Origin of the sequence: Psychrobacter sp. GW64-MNA-CIBAN-0177 (assembly GCF_040309585.1) — a bacterium.
Classification (GTDB): domain Bacteria; phylum Pseudomonadota; class Gammaproteobacteria; order Pseudomonadales; family Moraxellaceae; genus Psychrobacter; species Psychrobacter okhotskensis.
The window spans coordinates 28886-47891 of sequence record NZ_JBEOOY010000015.1 but is presented as its reverse complement, the minus strand read 5'-3'; the positions used below and the strand labels follow the sequence as shown (position 1 = coordinate 47891).

Here is a 19006-nt window from a genome sequence, read left to right as displayed (position 1 = left end):
GAAGGGTCATTAAACGGTTTGCGTCTTGATAGTTTCAAGATAGCTCCTAATGTTACTGACATAATGCATCGCTTGTCCATAACGGCTATTAGACGCTCTATTTTCAGCAAGGTAGGCATAAACGTTCGCCCAGCTTTTGTCATCTATGCCCTGAGCTCTCAATTTACGCTGAATGCTTTTTACTGCGTTCGGCCCCATATTATAGCCCGCCAGTGCAAACCAAATACGATCGGTTTTGGGTACATCGGCAAAGTCTGATTTCATTTGCTCTAGATAACGCGCACCACCACCGATACTCTCATAAGGGTCGACACGATTAGACACGCCCATCGCCTTTGCGGTGTTATTGGTCAGCATCATAATGCCGCGTACCCCAGTCGGCGATACCGCATTGGCATCAAGATGTGATTCTTGATAGCCCATCGCCACCAGCAATTCCCAATCATGATTGTAGTTGCGCGCTTGCTCTTCAAAAGACGACTGATAATCAGGCAGCTTTTCTGTCAGCGTTTTTTGGAAATGGTCTTGGCTATACGCATCTTTTAACAAGTTCTGATTATAAAAAGCGGCCAGCTTTTGGGTGTTTTGAAGCTTGATACTGTCGCATAGGAAGTAACTGGCTTTTTGCGATAGCGGATCATTGGCTGAATTAAATGTCCAACTGACTTTTGGATGTAGACCGTTTTTGGTCAAACTGGCATCATAGCCGCAGCTAACATTGACAGAAGACAAATTCAGCTGGCTTTTGAGTTGGGTGCTGGCAGTCGTCAACGCCATATCAGCATTACCTGATTTTACCGCTTTGAGTGCGGCTTCTTCAGTCGCATAGGCTTTTAGATCGACGTCCACACCCAGCTCATCGGCATAGGTACGTACCAAATCATAACCAAAGCCGTGCTGAAAACCGTCCGTCGCAAAATAAGTACTATCCCCAGGGACAGCAGCGATGGTCAAGGTGTTCTCCAACATGACATGGTCATAGGCTGGCACCTGCGCACCCATGGTGGTAAAACTCTCAGCAGGCAAAGAGAGCAGGGCGATACTAGAGACTTGTGCCAGTTTCTTGGTTCTGGCAAAACGACTTGAGGTAACAGGGTTAACGAATGTAACGAGGTTACTTTTAGTGTTCAGTAGGCGTTTGGACGGACGCAGTAAATATGAGATACGGCGTTTGGCCCCTTGCGCAGATACTTTTACACGATAAGTAATACGCTGCATGGATGTCTCCTAATTTTAGCCATCCTTCTTACCGCAAAAACACATACAAACATATGACCATAATATTGACATATATCGATATTGCCTCTTAAATAAAGTCGCATCTCTTAATGGGACAAATGCCACTCTATTTGTTTGACTATAGCGCCACTAGCGTACTCTCTCTAAGAGTTAGTGGGGTAGTTTGTCGTCAGCCAGCTATCGGTGCGTTATCAAAGCGTTCTAAAATACTATTTTTAAATTGATTTTAAAAACCGGACGCACAACGACGCGAAGGATATAAATCAGATGATTCCTTCATCGATAACTAAATATGGCTAGTGGCCAAACAACTATATGTCAAACACAGGTAAGGTCATGATTAAGTCATTGAGACAAAGACATCGCATAAAATCTTGATATAATAATTTGCTAATTAAGCAAATACATTCATCTGTTTTTACGATGCTAACTTTTATGGCTGGCTATACCTTGAATCATTAGTAATAGGATAGCTGGCTGTTAAAGTTTCTTGTCCAGCAATAAGGGTAAGTAAAATAACCAAGCTTGATAATTTTTATCGCTTCTTATCAAACAGGTGATTTAATACCATCATCGCGACACTAAAAATAAAAAAATACTATGTTGCTAACATATGTAGTGCAAGCATAGTATTTCAATGGATAGCGGTTTAAAGCCTTACCACTTATGTAGCATGATAAAGTCTTAAACAACTACCAGCATTATTTTAGTGCCATAACCGGAAGCTGTAATAAATGGGAAGTTTCATGACAAAACGTTCTTTCTTCAAGTACCAATATGCGGTTATATCGTAGATTATTCAAGTTAAGTTAAGAAAAGAGCGATAAAACTTAACAATTAGGCTATAGACGGTAAGAAATCCACTCGTTATCGCTACATTCGCTAAAGTTTTATTAACATGCGTAACAGACTGAATATCGTTTATTCGAATGAGTGCACTGTTTTGCTCATCTTTATAATGACCAATCGTAATGACTAAGACTAAGACTAAGTGTAATGACTGATTGTAAAAGCTAGGCTGGATTATCAATATCAATAAATGTTACTGGTAGTCCAAATTGCTGAGCAATGATATCGCCTAATGCTTGAATACCACCACGTTCAGTTGCGTGATGACCACAAGCAAAATAATCAATCCCCAGCTCGCGCGCAAGGTGGGTGGTACGCTCGGATATTTCACCAGAAATAAAAGCATCACAACCCATCAAGGCCGCTTGCTCAATCATGTCTTGCGCGCCGCCTGTGCAAATGCCCACACGCTCGATAAGCCTATCGTTCGGTCGCTCATCATCAGTATTGGTAGCGGTTTTATAGTTGGCCGAAATATGTAAGGGTATACGCCCTAATGCCTTGGTAATTTGAGCAATAAGACTTTGAGCATTCTGTGGCTCACAAATCGCAATATTACCAACAGGGTGCGCCTCATGAGGATAAAGGGGCCCAATAATTGTCATATCGAGCAAGTCGGCAAGTTTTGCGTTGTTGCCAATAACTGGATGGGCATCTAGGGGTAAGTGATAGCCAAGCATCGATATGCCGTGCTGCATTAATTTACGGATACGTCGACCTTTCATACCCGTAATGGGCGCGGGTTCCCCTTTCCAAAAATAACCATGATGCACCACAATAGCGCCGGCGTTATCAGCAATAGCGGCATCAATTAAAGCTTCACAGGCGGTCACACCCGTAACGATACGCTGAATCGGACGTCCGCCATCTACTTGTAGACCGTTTGGCGCATAGTCTTGAAAGGCGCTAGCAGACAGATACTCGTCGCAAAAAGTGGCTAAGCTTTGCGCGGTAACAATTGTATTGGTTGGGACAGTTAAGCTATCATTGGCTGTCATCGTTTTTCCTTGTCGTGGCGTTGTATCATTATGGCGTTTCATCTTTATCATGTTTCATTTTATAGCGCCAATTTATCAATTTGATTGATTGATTTCGTTGGTCAATGTGGCGCTTGATTAATCATGACTAAAAGCAGATGCCTTTTTATAGTCATCATTTTAACATGGTGGTGTCAAAGAGTAGACAAGGCTAATAACTCAAATGGTACACGATACGTTACCAATTAAAGGCATGGGCGGGTATAATTTGCATACGTGAGTTTGCCTGATTATTAGGTTTTAATCAGTGCTTGTAATCCATATTTGTAATCCATACTTGTAATCCGTTAAGCACAGCCAGCCACTCAATAGTATCTACTTAGCACAAAGTGTCTCATCTTATTGGTCATTGCCTGTTTGTATCAAATTTATAGAGGTTTTATCTATGTCGCCAGCCCCGAACACCAACAACAAGACGTCTCTATTAAAATGGTTACCGTGGATTTTATTACTGTTAGTGCTTGCAGCGTTTATCTGGTTATTCACCAGTATGAAAACGCCGTCAGAAGCCACTTGGGAGCCACCAAGAACCTCGGCTGCTGAGCAGGCAGCGTCGGAACCTGTAGCCGATACGCCAACGCCTATTTCCTCTTATCATAATGCCGTTAGCCGTGCGTCGCAGTCAGTGGTCAACATCTATACGACACAGACCATGGCGGAGCATCCTTATATGGATGATCCTGTGTTGCGCCGCTTCTTTGAGTTCCATGGTGGACCGCCACAAGATCAAGGCCCAACCAACTTGGGCTCGGGTGTGATTGTGTCAGAAGACGGCTTTATCGTCACCAATGCGCACGTAATCGAAAAGGCAGATGAGATTACCGTTGCCTTTAATGATGGTCGTAAGAGTCGCGCTAAGCTTATCGGTACCGACCCAGACAGTGATTTGGCAGTGATTCGGGTCGACATGACTGGATTGACACCGTTAGGCTTCCGTGAAGAACCTATTAAAGTGGGAGACATTGCATTAGCGATTGGTAATCCGTTCGGTGTCGGTCAAACAGTGACGCAAGGGATTATTTCAGCAACGGGTCGTACTGGACTTGGGGTCAATAAGTTTGAAGACTTTATCCAAACCGATGCCGCTATCAATCCCGGTAACTCGGGCGGCGCACTGGTTGATGCGCGCGGTGAATTGGTTGGTATTAATACGGCTATTTACTCACGCTCTGGTGGCTCGATGGGCATTGGTTTTGCTATCCCGACCGCCCTAGTTGAGCAAGTGATGAATGCTCTGATCAAAGATGGTAAGGTCAGTCGCGGCTGGCTAGGTATTGAGATACAGTCGCAGCTTCGGGATCCGACGCAGCTTGAAACCTCGACGGGTGTAGAAGTGCTAAATGTTATCGATAAAGGTCCAGCTGCCAAGAGTGGTCTGCGCGTTGGCGATATCATCCTGACGATTGATGGCGTTGAGATGACCGATGCCAACACGCTGATTCAGTATGTCGCTCGCAAACCACCCAATACTGAGCTAAACGCCCAGATATTACGCCGTGGTAAAAATGCGCAAGTGAAGATACTGTTAGAGGAGCGTCCTGTGCAAGAGCCAGTCGAGCGCCCTGTTATTATCGAAGATGAGACCATGAATGGTCTTGGTCAACCCAACATGCAAGACGGTGGACAAGAGACGCCCATGATGTCAGAAGCCGAGCGTGACCGTATGCGTGAAGAGCTGCTAAAACTGTTTGACCAAGATGGCGTGGCTCAGTAGTTTCTTGGGTCAGAATAATTGGCGCAAGGGCTCAAAAAGATTATTAGCATAAAAAAAGCGCGTTATCTTATGTAGATAGCGCGCTTTTTATTGATCTTAACGTTTTATAAATGAGAGGTTATTTCTCGATTGGTTCGTGGTTGATATAAATCACCCCTTGCACACGGCAGCAGCAGGGTAGGATCTCATCGTCCTCAATCATCGCAAGCGGAGCAAACGGGTAATCGACCGTATGCGAGCTGGCAATGCGCTTGACTCGGCAGCTACCACAGTAGCCTTCCTTGCACTGATAATTGACCTCATGTCCGGTGCGCAGCAGTCCATCGAGTAGACTCTCATTATCATGCAAATAGAATTGTTTTTTACTGGTCATTACCCAAGTCATGATAAATCCTATGTAAAAAGCTTAAAGTCATCTAAAACTTAAAACTATTACCGCTTAAGGCTATTAAAACGCAAAACTATGACAGTCCAAAGTCATTAGAGCTCAAAATCATCAAAGTCACTGTCTGATAAGTCCGAATCAATCTGACCGACCAAGTACGAGCTGATTTCGGTTTCTTGCGGTGCGACCTGTACATTGTCAGACGACAACCACGTATTGATCCAAGGAATCGGATTTGATTTTGATTTCGGGAAAGCTGATGGCAAGCCCACCGCTTCCATACGCAAGTTGGTAATGTATTCGATATATTGGCACAGAATATCTTTATTCAGACCAATCATCGAGCCGTCTTTGAACAGATAACCTGCCCATTCTTTTTCTTGCTCAGCCGCCTTGCGGAATATCTCGATGCTTTCCTCATAGCACTCTGCGGCAATTTCGACCATCTCGGGATCGTCACGACCGTTGCGCATGAGGTTTAGCATATGCTGCGTACCAGTCAAATGCAGCGCTTCATCACGAGCGATGAGTTTAATGATTTTGGCATTACCTTCCATCAGCTTACGCTCAGCAAAGGCAAACGAGCAGGCAAACGACACATAAAAGCGAATGGCTTCTAAGACGTTGACCGCCATAATGCACAGATACATTTGCTTCTTAAGTGACTTTAAGTCGACGGTGATTTCTTTACCGTTGATATTGTGCGTACCAGCACCGTACAGGCTATACAGCTGCGAATTGCGATACAGCTCGTCATAATATTGAGCGATGTCTGAAGCACGCTCTAAAATGTGCTCGTTTTGCATAATATCGTCAAACACAATACCGGGATCGTTGACGATATTACGAATGATATGGGTATAGCTGCGTGAGTGAATGGTCTCAGAGAATGACCACGTCTCAATCCATGTCTCCAGCTCAGGAATCGATACCAGCGGCAGTAGCACGACGTTTGGGCTACGACCTTGGATAGAGTCGAGTAGGGTCTGGTATTTTAGGTTACTGATAAAGATATGCTGCTCATGCGAGGACAGATTGCCGTAGTCCATACGGTCTTTTGACACATCGACTTCTTCTGGACGCCAAAAGAATGACAGCTGCTTTTCAATCAATTGCTCAAAGATGGGGTGCTTTTGTTGGTCGTAGCGGGCAATATTGACTGGCTGACCAAAGAACATCGGCTCTTTCATGGCGTCATTTGGTGTTTGGGAAAAAATCGAATAAGTCATGGGACTGCCTTTATAAGTGATACGGTTATTAATTTATATGGATTTGACTGGGTTTGCTTGGATTGGATTACAAGTTCTCTAACGATATCTGTTCTGACGTCTGTCCATCATTCATATACGCTTTAAATATCTCGCTCAGCTCCACATCATCCAATGCTTCCAATTCATCGATTGCGCTTTTGCGCAGCGCACTCAAGCCTTCATCATCTGACAGTTGCTGTATTTCTTTCTGTGCGTCTTTTTTGGTTATTCTCTTAGCTGGTTTTTTGGGTGCTTTTGCGGTGTCTTTCTTTGGTGTTTCTAGTGTTGATACAGCGCCTTCGCTTAATTGCTGACGAACTTCCTCGATGTCTACTTCTACTTGTACGATATGCGAGCCGCCATCGTTTAGGTCTGAAAATACGTTAGGGATAAACAAACCACCGTCTTTGATGATTGCGGTATATTGCACATGACCTCCGTTTTTGGTGTTGGTTCTTTGATAGCGTTTAAAGTTCTTGATCTATTTCTTCACCTATTACATTGAGATAAGCTTGCAAATCAATAGCTGGAATAGTACCAATAGTTTGTTGAAGATAACGTGTCAATTGCATAAAAAAAGTAATTAAAGAGTTTTCAGGTCGACTAAAACGCAGTTCGTTGAACTCTCTGTTTTCATAATATCCATTTATCCGCTTAATGAAATCAAGTTCTTCAATATTTTCCTCACCATTATAATCAACAAAGAAGCTACCATAATCAACAACGCAACCTAAATCGATACCTTGAAGATTTTCTAAACTTTTAATATGCCTCTCGATTGTCTTATTATTACTGTTATCGTAGGTATTAGTAGTAGCTAGAATACCACCTAGGATTTTAGTTAGTGGTCTACGTGCAACAGGGGTTCCTGAGTTAATCATTGAGGTAGAAGTGCGTGTCAAGCGTCTAACACTTTCTATCTTCTCACCTGCATAAGTTATATAGTTTCCCGAACCTTTAACACTTCCTTTAATGTCTGGTTTTACTTCAAAAACTGCATAAACACCTTCGGCAGGAACATAATGGAAACCATTTTGTGTAAAAATAAATGGAGTAAAATAGTTATCATAAATAACTACATCGATTTGATGACTTGTGTTTCCTAGATAGTCAATGATAATTGCTTTATCTACGCTATAACGGTTAGGCAGGTAACTTCTTAACCACTCAATCCATGCATTCTCTAAAGAGTCACCTTTTGAACCAGGATGATGTATGAAAGATCTATTAGTACTTAGTTGAGCAGACATTTGCTGTTGCATGCTTGCAAACAACTCTGGTAGTGCAATCTTATTCATATAGCTCTAACCTATTGTTATTAAGAACAAAGAAATTAAAATCTTTTAGGCTATCGTTAGTAATACTCAAAATGAGTAAAATGGGATTGGAAATACTAACACCTTGATCCTTCTTAATGTTTATCATTGCGCTTAAATCTGTTGAGCTATACCATGCTTCGCCATTTGGATGAGTATGCCACTCACCAATATAGTAGAGTCCTTTGTCTATAAATAATTTTTTAAACTCGGATTTCAGATAGTTAGACTCTCTAGTAAACTCAATTCGACTACTCTTAAAAATCTCTGCTGTGATTGATTGTTCAATATACAAGGTTTTAAAATCATCAGAATATTTGCCAATTAAAAAGCCACCATACTCTTTAGGGTAGTGTCCACAGCTTGACTGATAAATACTTTTTAACAAGCTATCTTCGACTACTAATTTTAAATTCTTGTAGTGTTTGGTAATAGTCAAAACTTACTCACTTTCAAAGACTCATAATTATTATCTTGATTAATTACAAAGCTATTCAGCTGTTTGTTACTAACCATGATATTGATATGTTTTAGAGAAAATTGTACAAGGGTAGAGATATCATTATAAGAAGCTTTAAAAGTTGGACTCCAACAACCTATAGGATTGTATAAATCTTCAACGTCATTTTTTAAAATATTATCAAACTGATGTCTAACGAATTTATAAGTATTTGGTGATACGCCACAAACTAGTGATTCAGCATGATTAGTGATAGACAAATTAATGATATCAGCTGTGACATTGAGATTATCCAAAATATACATCAAGTCATCGTCAGTGGAACAATCAAAAATGTAATCATAATTTGAGAATATAGTTTCAATACCAGCTGCAAGCTCTCTAGCGTACGCTTCAATCTTGATATATTGAGTTAAAGAGCCTTGAATGATATCTACATCAATAAAAGGTGATATGTTATAAAGTAGAGAGCGTAGCTCATCTACCTTATTGGCATAAGAATATATAAACTCATATTCTGAACGACAAACATTCTCAGGTTTTTTGATATCATAATCAGCTAATGATATGTATCTACAGCCACATCTTGTTAGAGTTTTAGCAACATTACTTCCTACCGCACCTACACCAATAATTAATATTTTTGAATCAGTTAACCTATCATTAAATGAGCCACGACCAAAAAAATATGAGTAAGAGGAGTTGTTGGTTATTGCCCATGTAATACTCTTGTTTCTTAGTTTGTAAGTATGCTTACCATTTATATCAGTTGATCCTTCAAAGATATTTTCATTAATATTAATCAAAGCTACTTGCCAATGTATAGTTCTATCTTTTGTATGAAAACCTATAAATAAAGGTATTGGTAATTTGGGATTATATTTGCTTCTTACACTAATCACATATCTAGAGAGATACTTTAGAAAATCTTGGCTAATTAGATTTGCGAAACTTTTCCAGTTATCAAAAGAAAATCGCTGATTAACAGCTGGAGCATCTTCAATAAAGACATACAGTCCTTGCTCACTCTGATTAGCACTCATGTAGTGAGAGTTCCAATCACAATTTTTGACCGTAAAACTTGAATGGTCAATAAAACTTTGAGCTAAATAATTATTTATGCGATTTTGACAGTATGGAGATTCAATTAATAGTTTGAGAGAAACTGTACCAAATTCCCCTTTCTTGAAACTTTCTTTTACATCAGTAAACTGATAAGAGTAATGGCTATCTTCGAAAGGACCGTTATTGACGATTAGATGCTCATAATGACTATCTTTTTCTTCTTTAACTATATACTTAGTAACCCAACTTTTAATTGCATCAAAGTCCTGTATTAACTTCTGTCTGAAATCAACACAATGTTGATTATGGAAGCATACAGAGCCATCACTCATTACATGACTATATTTAATTAGATTAATATTTTTGAAAATTATTGTCTCAGAACCACTAAACTTAAATGGATATTGAGAATGGATTGTTACTTCAAAAGTTATTTCCTCATCGAGACCTTCGAAATTAAAAGCTATGCTAAAACTTACAAAATCTTTATCGAAGTTAAGATTTTGTAAGTTGGATACATAGCTTATGCTACTAATAGCATCTCGTAGTTCTTCTTCAGAGAATCTCATGTCTAACCAAAACGCTGTTTAGATGAAGGAGTAGAAACTGGAGTAGCTCCAGCAACACCATAGCTCAAACCATTATTACTAGCTTCTTCAGAAAATTCTTTATTTTTCTCAAAATAGTATTCAATTTGTTTTTCGTTGTTCTCAATATTGGTTAGCATCAATTCAAAATCACTTCTTAGTGAGCTTTTTTGGTATGGTTCTAATGTACTCATTAAATTATTGTTGCTGTTACCCGGGTCAGGCAGTTTAAATGTAGAACTTTCAATATTATCTACAATATATTGGAGAACAGTCTTAAATTGTTCCCATAAATTACCTGTAGGTAAGGTACTGTTATAAGCTTTGATAACTAAAAGTTCAAAGAAAAATGACTTATACTTTTTAGATCTTTGAAATTTCCAGATCTTTAGCAATCTAATAATTTTTCGTTCATTGTCCTTACCACTTATATGATTAATTTGACTTTGAATATTAGTTTTTAAATACCCAGTCTCTGATGGATCTAAGGAGTTGATATGAAGGTTTAGGTTTCTTGTTTCGGTATAGCCATCTACTCGTGTTTCTCGAGCAGGTACAATATCTATATCAATACCATCTTCTTCAAAGGCTAATCCAATAGAAACACCTTGCTTTCGAACAGTAGTTCTATCATTAAATTTATCATTTAACTTGTCATAAATATCACTGAACATATCTTCTAATGTATTGAAGCTTTTATATTTAAAAGGTACAACTGCATCTAAGTCAAACTTTGTATTAACAGCAGTATGTTTACTATAAGATCCTGAATCAAAAGGACTATAAATTCTGCTACCGTATTCGGCATTTAAGAAATCTTTAATTTCATTACGTCTATCTCTATATTTATCAAAGACATCTTTTATGTGCTTCATCTTATGTGTTTCAAGTACTTCTTGTAGGTGGTTACTTTTATAGTCAGCCATTATCTTAGTCCTTTAAATAGTGTTTACAAATCCATTTCAATACATTAATACTGGATAGCGAGCTTAACCCGAAAGCCAAACCCGCCATCTATCAATACTTTAGATCTTACAAGCACCGCCAGCACAATCATCTTCCATATCCGCTTGGGCATCGTTCGCACCATCACGAGTGTTATGGTAGTACAACGTCTTCACGCCAAGCTTATAAGCGTTGAGCAGATCTTTAAGCAATATCTTCATCGGTACACGGCCACCTTCATAACGAACCGGATCGTAGTTAGTATTGGCAGAGATGCTTTGATCGACGAACTTTTGCATGATAGCGACGAGCTTTAAATAACCGTCATTGTTCGGCATTTGCCATAGTAGCTCGTACTGATCTTTTAGCTTGTCAATCTCAGGCACGACTTGCTTGAGGATACCGTCCTTTGACGCTTTGATAGAGACCAGACCGCGTGGTGGCTCGATACCATTGGTCGCGTTGGCAATCTGACTAGAAGTCTCAGACGGCATCAAGGCGGTTAGGGTAGAGTTGCGCAGACCGTGAGTGGTGATTTCAGTGCGTAGCGTTTCCCAATCGAGATGTAGCGGCTCTTGGCAGATTTTATCCAAGTCGGCTTTGTACGTATCAATCGGCAAGATACCTTGTGAGTAAGTTGTCTCATTGAACGCAGGGCACGCGCCTTGCTCTTTTGCCAATTTGTTTGACGCTTTCAAGAGATAGAATTGCAAGGCTTCAAACGTTTGATGGGTCAGACCAAGCGCGCTGTCGTCTGAATAGCGCACTCCATTCTTGGCAAGGTAATACGCATAGTTAATCACGCCCACACCGAGCGTACGACGACGCATGCTGCCGTTTTGCGCAGCTTTCACCGGATAGTCTTGATAGTCGAGCAGGGCATCAAGCGCACGGACGATGAGTTCTGCTGGCTCTTCGATGTCGCTGACGTTATCGACTTTACCCAAGTTGACCGCTGATAGCGTACAAAGGGCGATTTCCCCTTCTTCATCATTGATGTTATCTAGTGGCTTAGTCGGTAGCGCGATTTCCATACATAGGTTTGACTGGCGAATCGGGGCAACCGTCGCGTCAAATGGGCTATGGGTGTTGCAATGATCGACGTTTTGGATATAGATACGACCCGTACTAGCACGCTCTTGCATCATTAGGCTGAACAAATCAGCAGCTGGGATTTGACGGCTGCGTACGTTAGGATCATTTTCGTACTTGGTATACAATTCTTCGAACTTGTCTTGATCTTCAAAGAACGCATCATACAAGCCAGGAGTATCGCCTGGAGAGAATAGCGAGATGTCTTGGCCTTTGATGAGGCGCGTGTACATTGTTTTGTTTAACTGTACGCCGTAGTCCATATGACGGACACGGTTGTCTTCGACGCCGCGGTTGTTTTTCAGTACCAGTAATGACTCCACTTCTAAATGCCATAGTGGATAAAATAGAGTCGCTGCACCGCCACGGACGCCGCCCTGTGAGCAGCATTTCACCGCTGTTTGGAACAGTTTGTAGAATGGGATACAGCCAGTATGCTGTGCTTCACCGCCACGGATCGGGCTACCAAGGGCACGGATACGACCTGCGTTGATGCCGATACCAGCACGCTGTGATACATAGCGTACGATGGCACTAGTGGTCGCGTTGATTGAGTCTAGGCTATCACCACATTCGATCAGTACGCACGAGCTAAACTGGCGCGATGGGGTACGCACACCTGACATGATAGGCGTCGGTAGTGAGATTTTGAATTCTGAGGTCGCATCATAGAAGCGCTTCACATAGTTCATACGCTCTGATTTTTCGTAACGGCTAAACAAGCACATACCGACCAGCATGTACAAGAACTGCGGGCTTTCATAGACAGTCTTGCTCACACGATCCTGTACTAGGTATTTCCCCGCCATTTGCTCAACCGCCGCATAAGCAAGATTCATATCGCGCCAGTGATCCAGATACTCTTCTAACTCGTCAAATTCAGCACGGCTATAGTCAGCTAGGATGTGCTGATCGTATTTGCCAGCATCAGTCAAAGTTTTAACATGGTCATATAGGTGCGGCGGGGTGAATTTGTTATAAGCAATCTTACGTAGATGGAAGATGGCCAAACGCGCAGCCAGATATTGATAATCAGGCGTGGTTTCAGAGATTAGGTCAGCGGCAGACTTGATGATGGTCTCGTGAATATCACGAGTTTTGATACCTTCATAAAACTGAATGTGCGACTTTAGCTCTACTTGTGACACAGACACGTTATCCAAATCGTCCGCTGCCCAGGCAATAACCTTGTGAATTTTGTCTAAATCAATAGGCTCTAAACGTCCGTCACGTTTGGTCACTTGGATTTTGTCGATATGTGTCATGCTAGCCTCTTAGATGATTGCTTATATTATTCGCTAAGCGGTTAAGTCCGCGAAACGTTTATTATTAAATTAATAATCAAACTACTAATAATCAATAGCTTAGCGGTGCTTTTTTATGGCAAAAGCATCCAGCTGCTCGAAATAATGATAAAAATCATTGAGCACTACATGTAGCGTATTTATTAGTAGGTAGGCACAATATAGCGGGAAAATTTTGAAAATACTATATTGATTTTAGTAGCAAACTATGTTGCTAAGGGGTGAAAGCGCGTCCAAATTTTGGCAAAGGACGACGGGGCAAGGGTTAGGTGCGAATGACACAAATAATAAATTTTTTGTAAAAATGGATGGTCGTTTGCTTTTTATTATTTGCTAAAGGGTCGAGTGATAGTTGTGGTCATCACCGTAATAATTCGGATGCAGATTGTACCGCAGACAACAAAAAATCGCCACCCATATGAGTGACGATTTAGACCTAAAAAGGGTTGTTTTTTTCTAAACACCCATTCCCTGTTTATACAACCAAGCGTACCGTTTTGGCATCGTCTAGTGAGGCATAAAGCGTATTTACTTGTTCAACAGTGGTTAAGTACAGATTGGCACGTACCGAATGAAAACGTCCTGTTTTTGACGGTTTGACTTCCATAGACGCCAAATCAAACTCTGGGAACTGGCTACCGAGGATGAGCTTCACTTCATTCAGCAAATTCTCATGCTCGCCTTCATGACCGATGATGCTCAGTGGGTAGTTCATTGGGAACTCCCAAAGCTCAGGATTTTGCACGTCGGTTTTTTTGCCTTTCAAAATACCGTCATTGGCGACTAACTCGGTCACTTTGACGTCTCTTTTTGGGTTGTTGTTATCGCTCATCATCGTATCCTTATCGTTATTTGAGAATGTCGCTTACATACTGGCTATTTATAATGGCACTTGACCCATTATTCAAGGGCACTGATACGTATTGAAGCAAATTAGTAGCGCTGAAAAAGAGCACTGCTATTGTTAAAATAAGCTAGCAATACCATAAATGACTATCTTGTAGACACAAAAAAGCTGAGTCATGCTCAGCTTTTTTGATTTGATTTTAAGAATGCTTATATCGTGTTCAGCATTTTGTACCTAGATAAATTAGTCATTTTCAAGGAAAGAGCGTAGGTGCTCTGAACGTGATGGATGACGCAATTTACGTAGGGCTTTTGCTTCAATCTGACGAATACGCTCACGCGTCACATCGAACTGCTTACCAACTTCTTCTAACGTATGATCCGTTGGCATATCGATACCGAAACGCATTTTTAGGACACGTGCTTCACGCTCAGTCAGATTACCCAATACGTCACGAGTGGCTTCACGCAGACCAGCCGCGGTTGCATCATCAACAGGACTTGAAATCGTACCATCTTCGATGAAATCGCCTAGATGTGAGTCTTCGTCATCACCGATAGGCGTCTCCATAGAGATAGGCTCTTTGGCGATTTTTAGCACTTTACGGACTTTGACTTCGTCCATCTCTAAGCGTTCGCCTAATTCCTCAGGTGTCGGCTCGCGTCCCATCTCTTGTAATAGCTGACGTGAAACACGGTTAATTTTATTAATCGTCTCAATCATATGCACAGGGATACGAATGGTACGCGCCTGATCCGCGATAGAGCGGGTAATCGCCTGACGAATCCACCAAGTGGCATAGGTCGAGAACTTATAACCACGGCGGTATTCAAACTTATCGACCGCTTTCATCAGACCGATATTACCTTCTTGGATTAAATCCAAGAACTGTAGACCACGGTTGGTATATTTCTTAGCGATAGAGATAACCAGACGCAAGTTAGCTTCGACCATCTCTTTTTTGGCGCGGCGAGCTTTGGCTTCACCGACTGCCATACGACGGGCGACGTCTTTCATATCGTGGATTTTCATGTCGAGCTGCTGCTCGTAATCACGAATTTTACGCTGTAGCAAAATCACGTCATCGGTGACTTTTTCTAGCGTACCAGCAAAAGCGGGCTTGCCTTTTAGGCGCTCAATGAGCCAATCAACGTTGGTTTCGTTACTAGGGAAGGTCTTGCGGAACTCATCACGCGGCATACGACCACGGCGAATCACCAAACGCATGATTTGACGTTCTTGCTTACGCACATCATCATACACGTCATGCATGATAGCCATGACTTGGTCTGACAAGCGATTGTTGAGCTTGAGCATCATAAAGCGTTCTGCCAATTGTGCATAGGCTTCGTCGGCTTGTGCGCTACCACGACCATAGTCGAGCAAGGCCTGTTTTGCTTTAATAAATAGGTTTTCGATCTCTTCTAGACGCAAGCGTACTTCTTCTGGATCGATGCCGCCCGTTTCTTCTTCCTCTTCCTCAGCGTCATCAATATCATCAGCGTCGTCATCATCGAGATCGTCTTTCGCATTGGCTTTTGGCTTGATAACAGGCGGATTTTCTTTTTCTTCTTTGATGCGCTCGCGCTCTTCTTTCGCCGCTTCTTTGGCTTCTTGAGCCGCTATTTTGTCTTCTTCGGTCTCAGGATCCAAAAAGCCGGTGATGACATCAGAGAGTTTTTTGTCGCCATCTTGCACTTTTTGATATTCATCAAGGACGAATTGTACCGTGCCCGGCCAGTATGACATCGCATGCTGGACGTCACGAATACCTTCTTCGATACGCTTGGCAATAGCAATCTCGCCTTCACGGGTTAAGAGGTCAACCGTACCCATCTCACGCATATACATACGCACAGGGTCAGTGGTGCGACCAGGCTCTGTCTCAACAGAGGCCAAGACGGCCGCTGCCTCATCCGCTGCCATGTCATCATCACTTGAATCATCGTTCATCAAGATGTCATCGGCATCTGGGGCAGACTCAAAGATTTTAATGCCAACGTCGGTCAGCATTTGCACGATGTCTTCGATCTGGTCACTTTCGGTAATAGAGTCGGGTAGTTGGTCATTCACCTCGGCATAGGTAAGATACCCTTGCTCTTTACCCATTTGGATTAAGGTGGCCAGTTGAGAGGTGGACTTAGAAACTGACTTATCGTTCATAAATACTCGCTTACTTGCATCGGACATTTTTATAGGGTGACTCGCTAGCGCTCGCTCGGTGCGTTGATCTAATCAATCGATTAATCAAAATAAGGCGTAGGGACAGTCAACAATATCAAAAATGAGTGGATATGAATAAAGGCTCAAAACACTACAATAACGGAGCTAAAAAACTGTTAAAAATATATCAAAAATAATAATTGTTAAAAGTAATACTAAAAATTTGTGCTTAACGATGCACGCTTATAGTCATTTCGTAAGCCATGCTATAAATAGTTAGCGACACAGTTTAACACAGACCAGTGTAGTCAAGCACGAGGTAGTGCATGCTCTCTATCATATTTACTCATTATTTTCGATTCGTATAATGGTTTATTGTTCGTATAATGAATGATAAAGATGGCTTGAGCGATTGGCCATAATCACTAGTAGTGGGGGCAACCACCATACTTTTAAAGGGCTGCCAATTTATAAACCAAAAATAACATCAGATATTAAGACTGCACGGTGACCATCTGCGCCGATTGTTCGGCTTGCTGAGCACGTAGCCAATCGTTCAATAGCTGTGTCTGCTTACGGACAATCGCCAGCTTAATATGATCGGGGTTTTTTATCAGCTCTTGTATCTTTTTCTTCATATTGCGTTCGAGAAGCTGACTGACCAAGTTTTCAATCAGCTCATCAAGGCTCAAAATATTTCTTGTCGTTAGGGTTTTATAAAAGCCGCCCCAGTTACGACTCAGCATCTCTTGGGTAATCGGTTTGACGTTCGACAGGATAAAGTGCGCAGCGGCGTTGGCGTCCTGCGGTAAATAATTGAGGCAGCGCTTGATAGTGCTGACGATATCGAGCAGGGCATCATCTTGCAAGTCTTCCCAAGCAAGTGCACGCAAGATATCAGGCGAGGCTTTTTCCTTGATATGAGCTGGCAGGTTGATGCGGTTGATACCGGCCTGTTGCCAGATCGACTCAATAGGATCTTCAAGCAGTGCACGCGGCTGGAATAAAAAACAAAGCTGCAATTGCTGGCTGATGGTCATATCACCATCGAAATCTAGCAGCGCGTCCCTTGCTTCTTTGTTTTGGCTACGCTTACCACCTAGCTTTTGATAGATATCATTATTTAGTAGGTAACGAAAGCTACTGCCTTTGGGAAGCGCCATGGTTAGTGAACGTACCTGTGACATCAGTTTGGCTTTGCCTTCTACCAAGGTCAAATCATAGCGCTCGCTTAAGTAGGCAAAAATATACTGTGACAGCGGCATGGCATTTTTGATTTGCTCTCGCATAGCGTCACCGCCTTGACTCTTGATAAAGGTGTCAGGGTCATGATTGTTGGGCAGTGTCAAAAACCGTAGCTCTTTATCATCAGCCAGTACAGGCAGAGCAACTTCTAGCGTTCGCCAAGCCGCTTTTTGTCCTGCACTATCACCATCGAAGCTTAATGTCAGGGTAGGATTTAGCGTTAATAATCGCGAGATTTGACTCTCATTAATCGCCGTACCCATAGAGGCAATCGCGCCATAGATACCGGATTGGTAAAGGGCAATTACATCCATATAACCTTCGACCACCAGCCAACTATCCGCACGTTGCTGGCGTGATTCATAATAGCCGTACAGCACATGCTGCTTATGAAAAACGGGCGAGTCAGAGGAGTTGATATATTTTGGCTTCACGTCATCATCGAGCGCGCGACCACCAAAGCCAATGGTGCGACCTTGATTGTCACGAATCGGAAAAATCACCCGATCGCGAAGCAAGTCGTAATCGCGCCCAGATTCTGATTGGCGCACTAAACCAAGCGCTTTTAGACCTTCAATATCTTGCGGGAATTGATGCTCAAGATGCTGCCAACCGAAGGGTGCATAACCGAGACCAAAAGTCTCAAAGATATCTTCAGTAATGCCACGCGATAAGAAATAATGCTTGGCATGCGGATGGATAGTGAGGTTGTGTTGATAGAATTGCTGAATTTGTTCCAGTAAATCGTATAGATTGCCGTCTTTATCTGAGACACTATTGTCACTATGTGAGCCTGCGCCAGCATTGGTATCGGTCAACCATGCAGGTGGAGCGCCATTGTTAGTTGCATCTTGATAGTCGGCAGGATAAGAATCCATTGGATAAGGCGCTGAATCGTAAGCGTCTAGCGGTGGATAGCTGTCGTAGCTGTTTTCATAGTTATGATCGTAGCTACTATCATGATTATTATGGTCATTATAAGTGGGCTGATCTGTATAGTTTTTCTGCTGAGAATCGGTTGCTATGCTTGCTGGTAATTGGTTATCCACTGCTGGCTGAAATTTTGCAGTTTCAGCAGCGGGTGCACGCGAGGCGGGTTTTATAGCAGCTTGTTTTTTAGTACGCTGATAACTAACGTTTTGCTGTTCTTCTTTTGGGACTTCGATGCCCGTTTGTTTTGACAGCTCATTGACCGCTTCGATGAACGTTAGGTTTTCATAATCACGTAAAAAACTGATGGCATTGCCACCGACACTACAACCAAAGCAGTGATAGATATTTTTTTGTGGATTGACGTAAAAAGACGGTGATTTTTCACCATGAAACGGGCAACAGCCTTTAAACTCACTACCAGCACGTTTGAGCGTCGTGTGACGCCCAATAATACTGATTAAGTCAGCTTGGCTATTTAATTGTTCGAGAATATGGTTTGGGATACTCATAAGGACAAATATTTTACCACAAGGTCTACATACAATTCATAAATAGGGCTACCAATACCTAAAATA

14 protein-coding genes are annotated in these 19006 nt (G+C 42.0%); 1 reads left to right on the top strand and 13 read right to left on the bottom strand.

Annotation, left to right across the window (positions count from 1 at the left end; translation table 11 throughout):
- Positions 1-9: 9 nt before the first annotated feature.
- Both AAEY79_RS10095 and AAEY79_RS10090 read right to left on the bottom strand, forming a co-directional pair.
- A complete protein-coding gene (locus tag AAEY79_RS10095; protein ID WP_025653274.1) occupies positions 10-1218 on the bottom strand; it encodes a transglycosylase SLT domain-containing protein in 1209 nt (402 codons plus the stop codon).
- A gap of 1034 nt (positions 1219-2252) precedes the next feature.
- Positions 2253-3086 (bottom strand): Nif3-like dinuclear metal center hexameric protein, encoded by an 834-nt coding sequence (locus tag AAEY79_RS10090; RefSeq protein ID WP_025653275.1) that lies wholly within the window; start codon positions 3084-3086, stop codon positions 2253-2255.
- A gap of 424 nt (positions 3087-3510) precedes the next feature.
- Here AAEY79_RS10090 and AAEY79_RS10085 point away from each other — a divergent pair, with 424 nt between their 5' ends.
- Entirely contained in the window at positions 3511-4839 is a 1329-nt protein-coding gene (locus AAEY79_RS10085) for a S1C family serine protease (RefSeq protein ID WP_025653276.1), read from the top strand.
- Between the two features lie 118 nt (positions 4840-4957).
- Here AAEY79_RS10085 and yfaE read toward each other — a convergent pair whose 3' ends face one another.
- From yfaE to AAEY79_RS10030, 11 genes are all read right to left on the bottom strand, one after another.
- Positions 4958-5224, bottom strand: a complete 267-nt coding sequence (gene yfaE, locus AAEY79_RS10080; protein ID WP_025653277.1) for a class I ribonucleotide reductase maintenance protein YfaE — start codon at positions 5222-5224, stop codon at positions 4958-4960.
- 95 nt (positions 5225-5319) lie between these two features.
- A complete protein-coding gene (gene nrdB, locus AAEY79_RS10075; RefSeq protein WP_101210999.1) occupies positions 5320-6453 on the bottom strand; it encodes a class Ia ribonucleoside-diphosphate reductase subunit beta in 1134 nt (377 codons plus the stop codon).
- A 67-nt stretch (positions 6454-6520) separates the two neighbouring features.
- On the bottom strand, positions 6521-6904 hold the full coding sequence (locus AAEY79_RS10070; protein ID WP_201566709.1) for a hypothetical protein: 384 nt from the start codon (positions 6902-6904) through the stop codon (positions 6521-6523).
- A gap of 37 nt (positions 6905-6941) precedes the next feature.
- The gene (locus AAEY79_RS10065) at positions 6942-7772 is read right to left on the bottom strand and encodes a DUF6602 domain-containing protein (RefSeq protein ID WP_201566706.1); all 831 of its coding nucleotides are present in this window, start codon (positions 7770-7772) and stop codon (positions 6942-6944) included.
- Complete coding sequence (locus tag AAEY79_RS10060; protein WP_227692058.1) at positions 7765-8229, bottom strand: Mov34/MPN/PAD-1 family protein; 465 nt, start codon at positions 8227-8229, stop codon at positions 7765-7767. Before AAEY79_RS10060 ends, AAEY79_RS10065 begins: the two co-directional genes overlap by 8 nt.
- Positions 8226-9884 (bottom strand): ThiF family adenylyltransferase, encoded by a 1659-nt coding sequence (locus tag AAEY79_RS10055; RefSeq protein ID WP_201566703.1) that lies wholly within the window; start codon positions 9882-9884, stop codon positions 8226-8228. Before AAEY79_RS10055 ends, AAEY79_RS10060 begins: the two co-directional genes overlap by 4 nt.
- 2 nt (positions 9885-9886) lie before the next feature.
- Complete coding sequence (locus tag AAEY79_RS10050; protein WP_201566700.1) at positions 9887-10828, bottom strand: nucleotidyltransferase; 942 nt, start codon at positions 10826-10828, stop codon at positions 9887-9889.
- Between the two features lie 99 nt (positions 10829-10927).
- Positions 10928-13204 (bottom strand): class 1a ribonucleoside-diphosphate reductase subunit alpha, encoded by a 2277-nt coding sequence (gene nrdA, locus AAEY79_RS10045; RefSeq protein WP_352288216.1) that lies wholly within the window; start codon positions 13202-13204, stop codon positions 10928-10930.
- Positions 13205-13718: 514 nt separating this feature from the next.
- Positions 13719-14075, bottom strand: a complete 357-nt coding sequence (locus AAEY79_RS10040) for a YbeD family protein (protein ID WP_025653284.1) — start codon at positions 14073-14075, stop codon at positions 13719-13721.
- 258 nt (positions 14076-14333) lie between these two features.
- Complete coding sequence (rpoD, locus tag AAEY79_RS10035; protein ID WP_025653285.1) at positions 14334-16253, bottom strand: RNA polymerase sigma factor RpoD; 1920 nt, start codon at positions 16251-16253, stop codon at positions 14334-14336.
- 494 nt (positions 16254-16747) lie between these two features.
- Complete coding sequence (locus AAEY79_RS10030; protein WP_025653286.1) at positions 16748-18940, bottom strand: DNA primase; 2193 nt, start codon at positions 18938-18940, stop codon at positions 16748-16750.
- Positions 18941-19006: the final 66 nt, after the last annotated feature.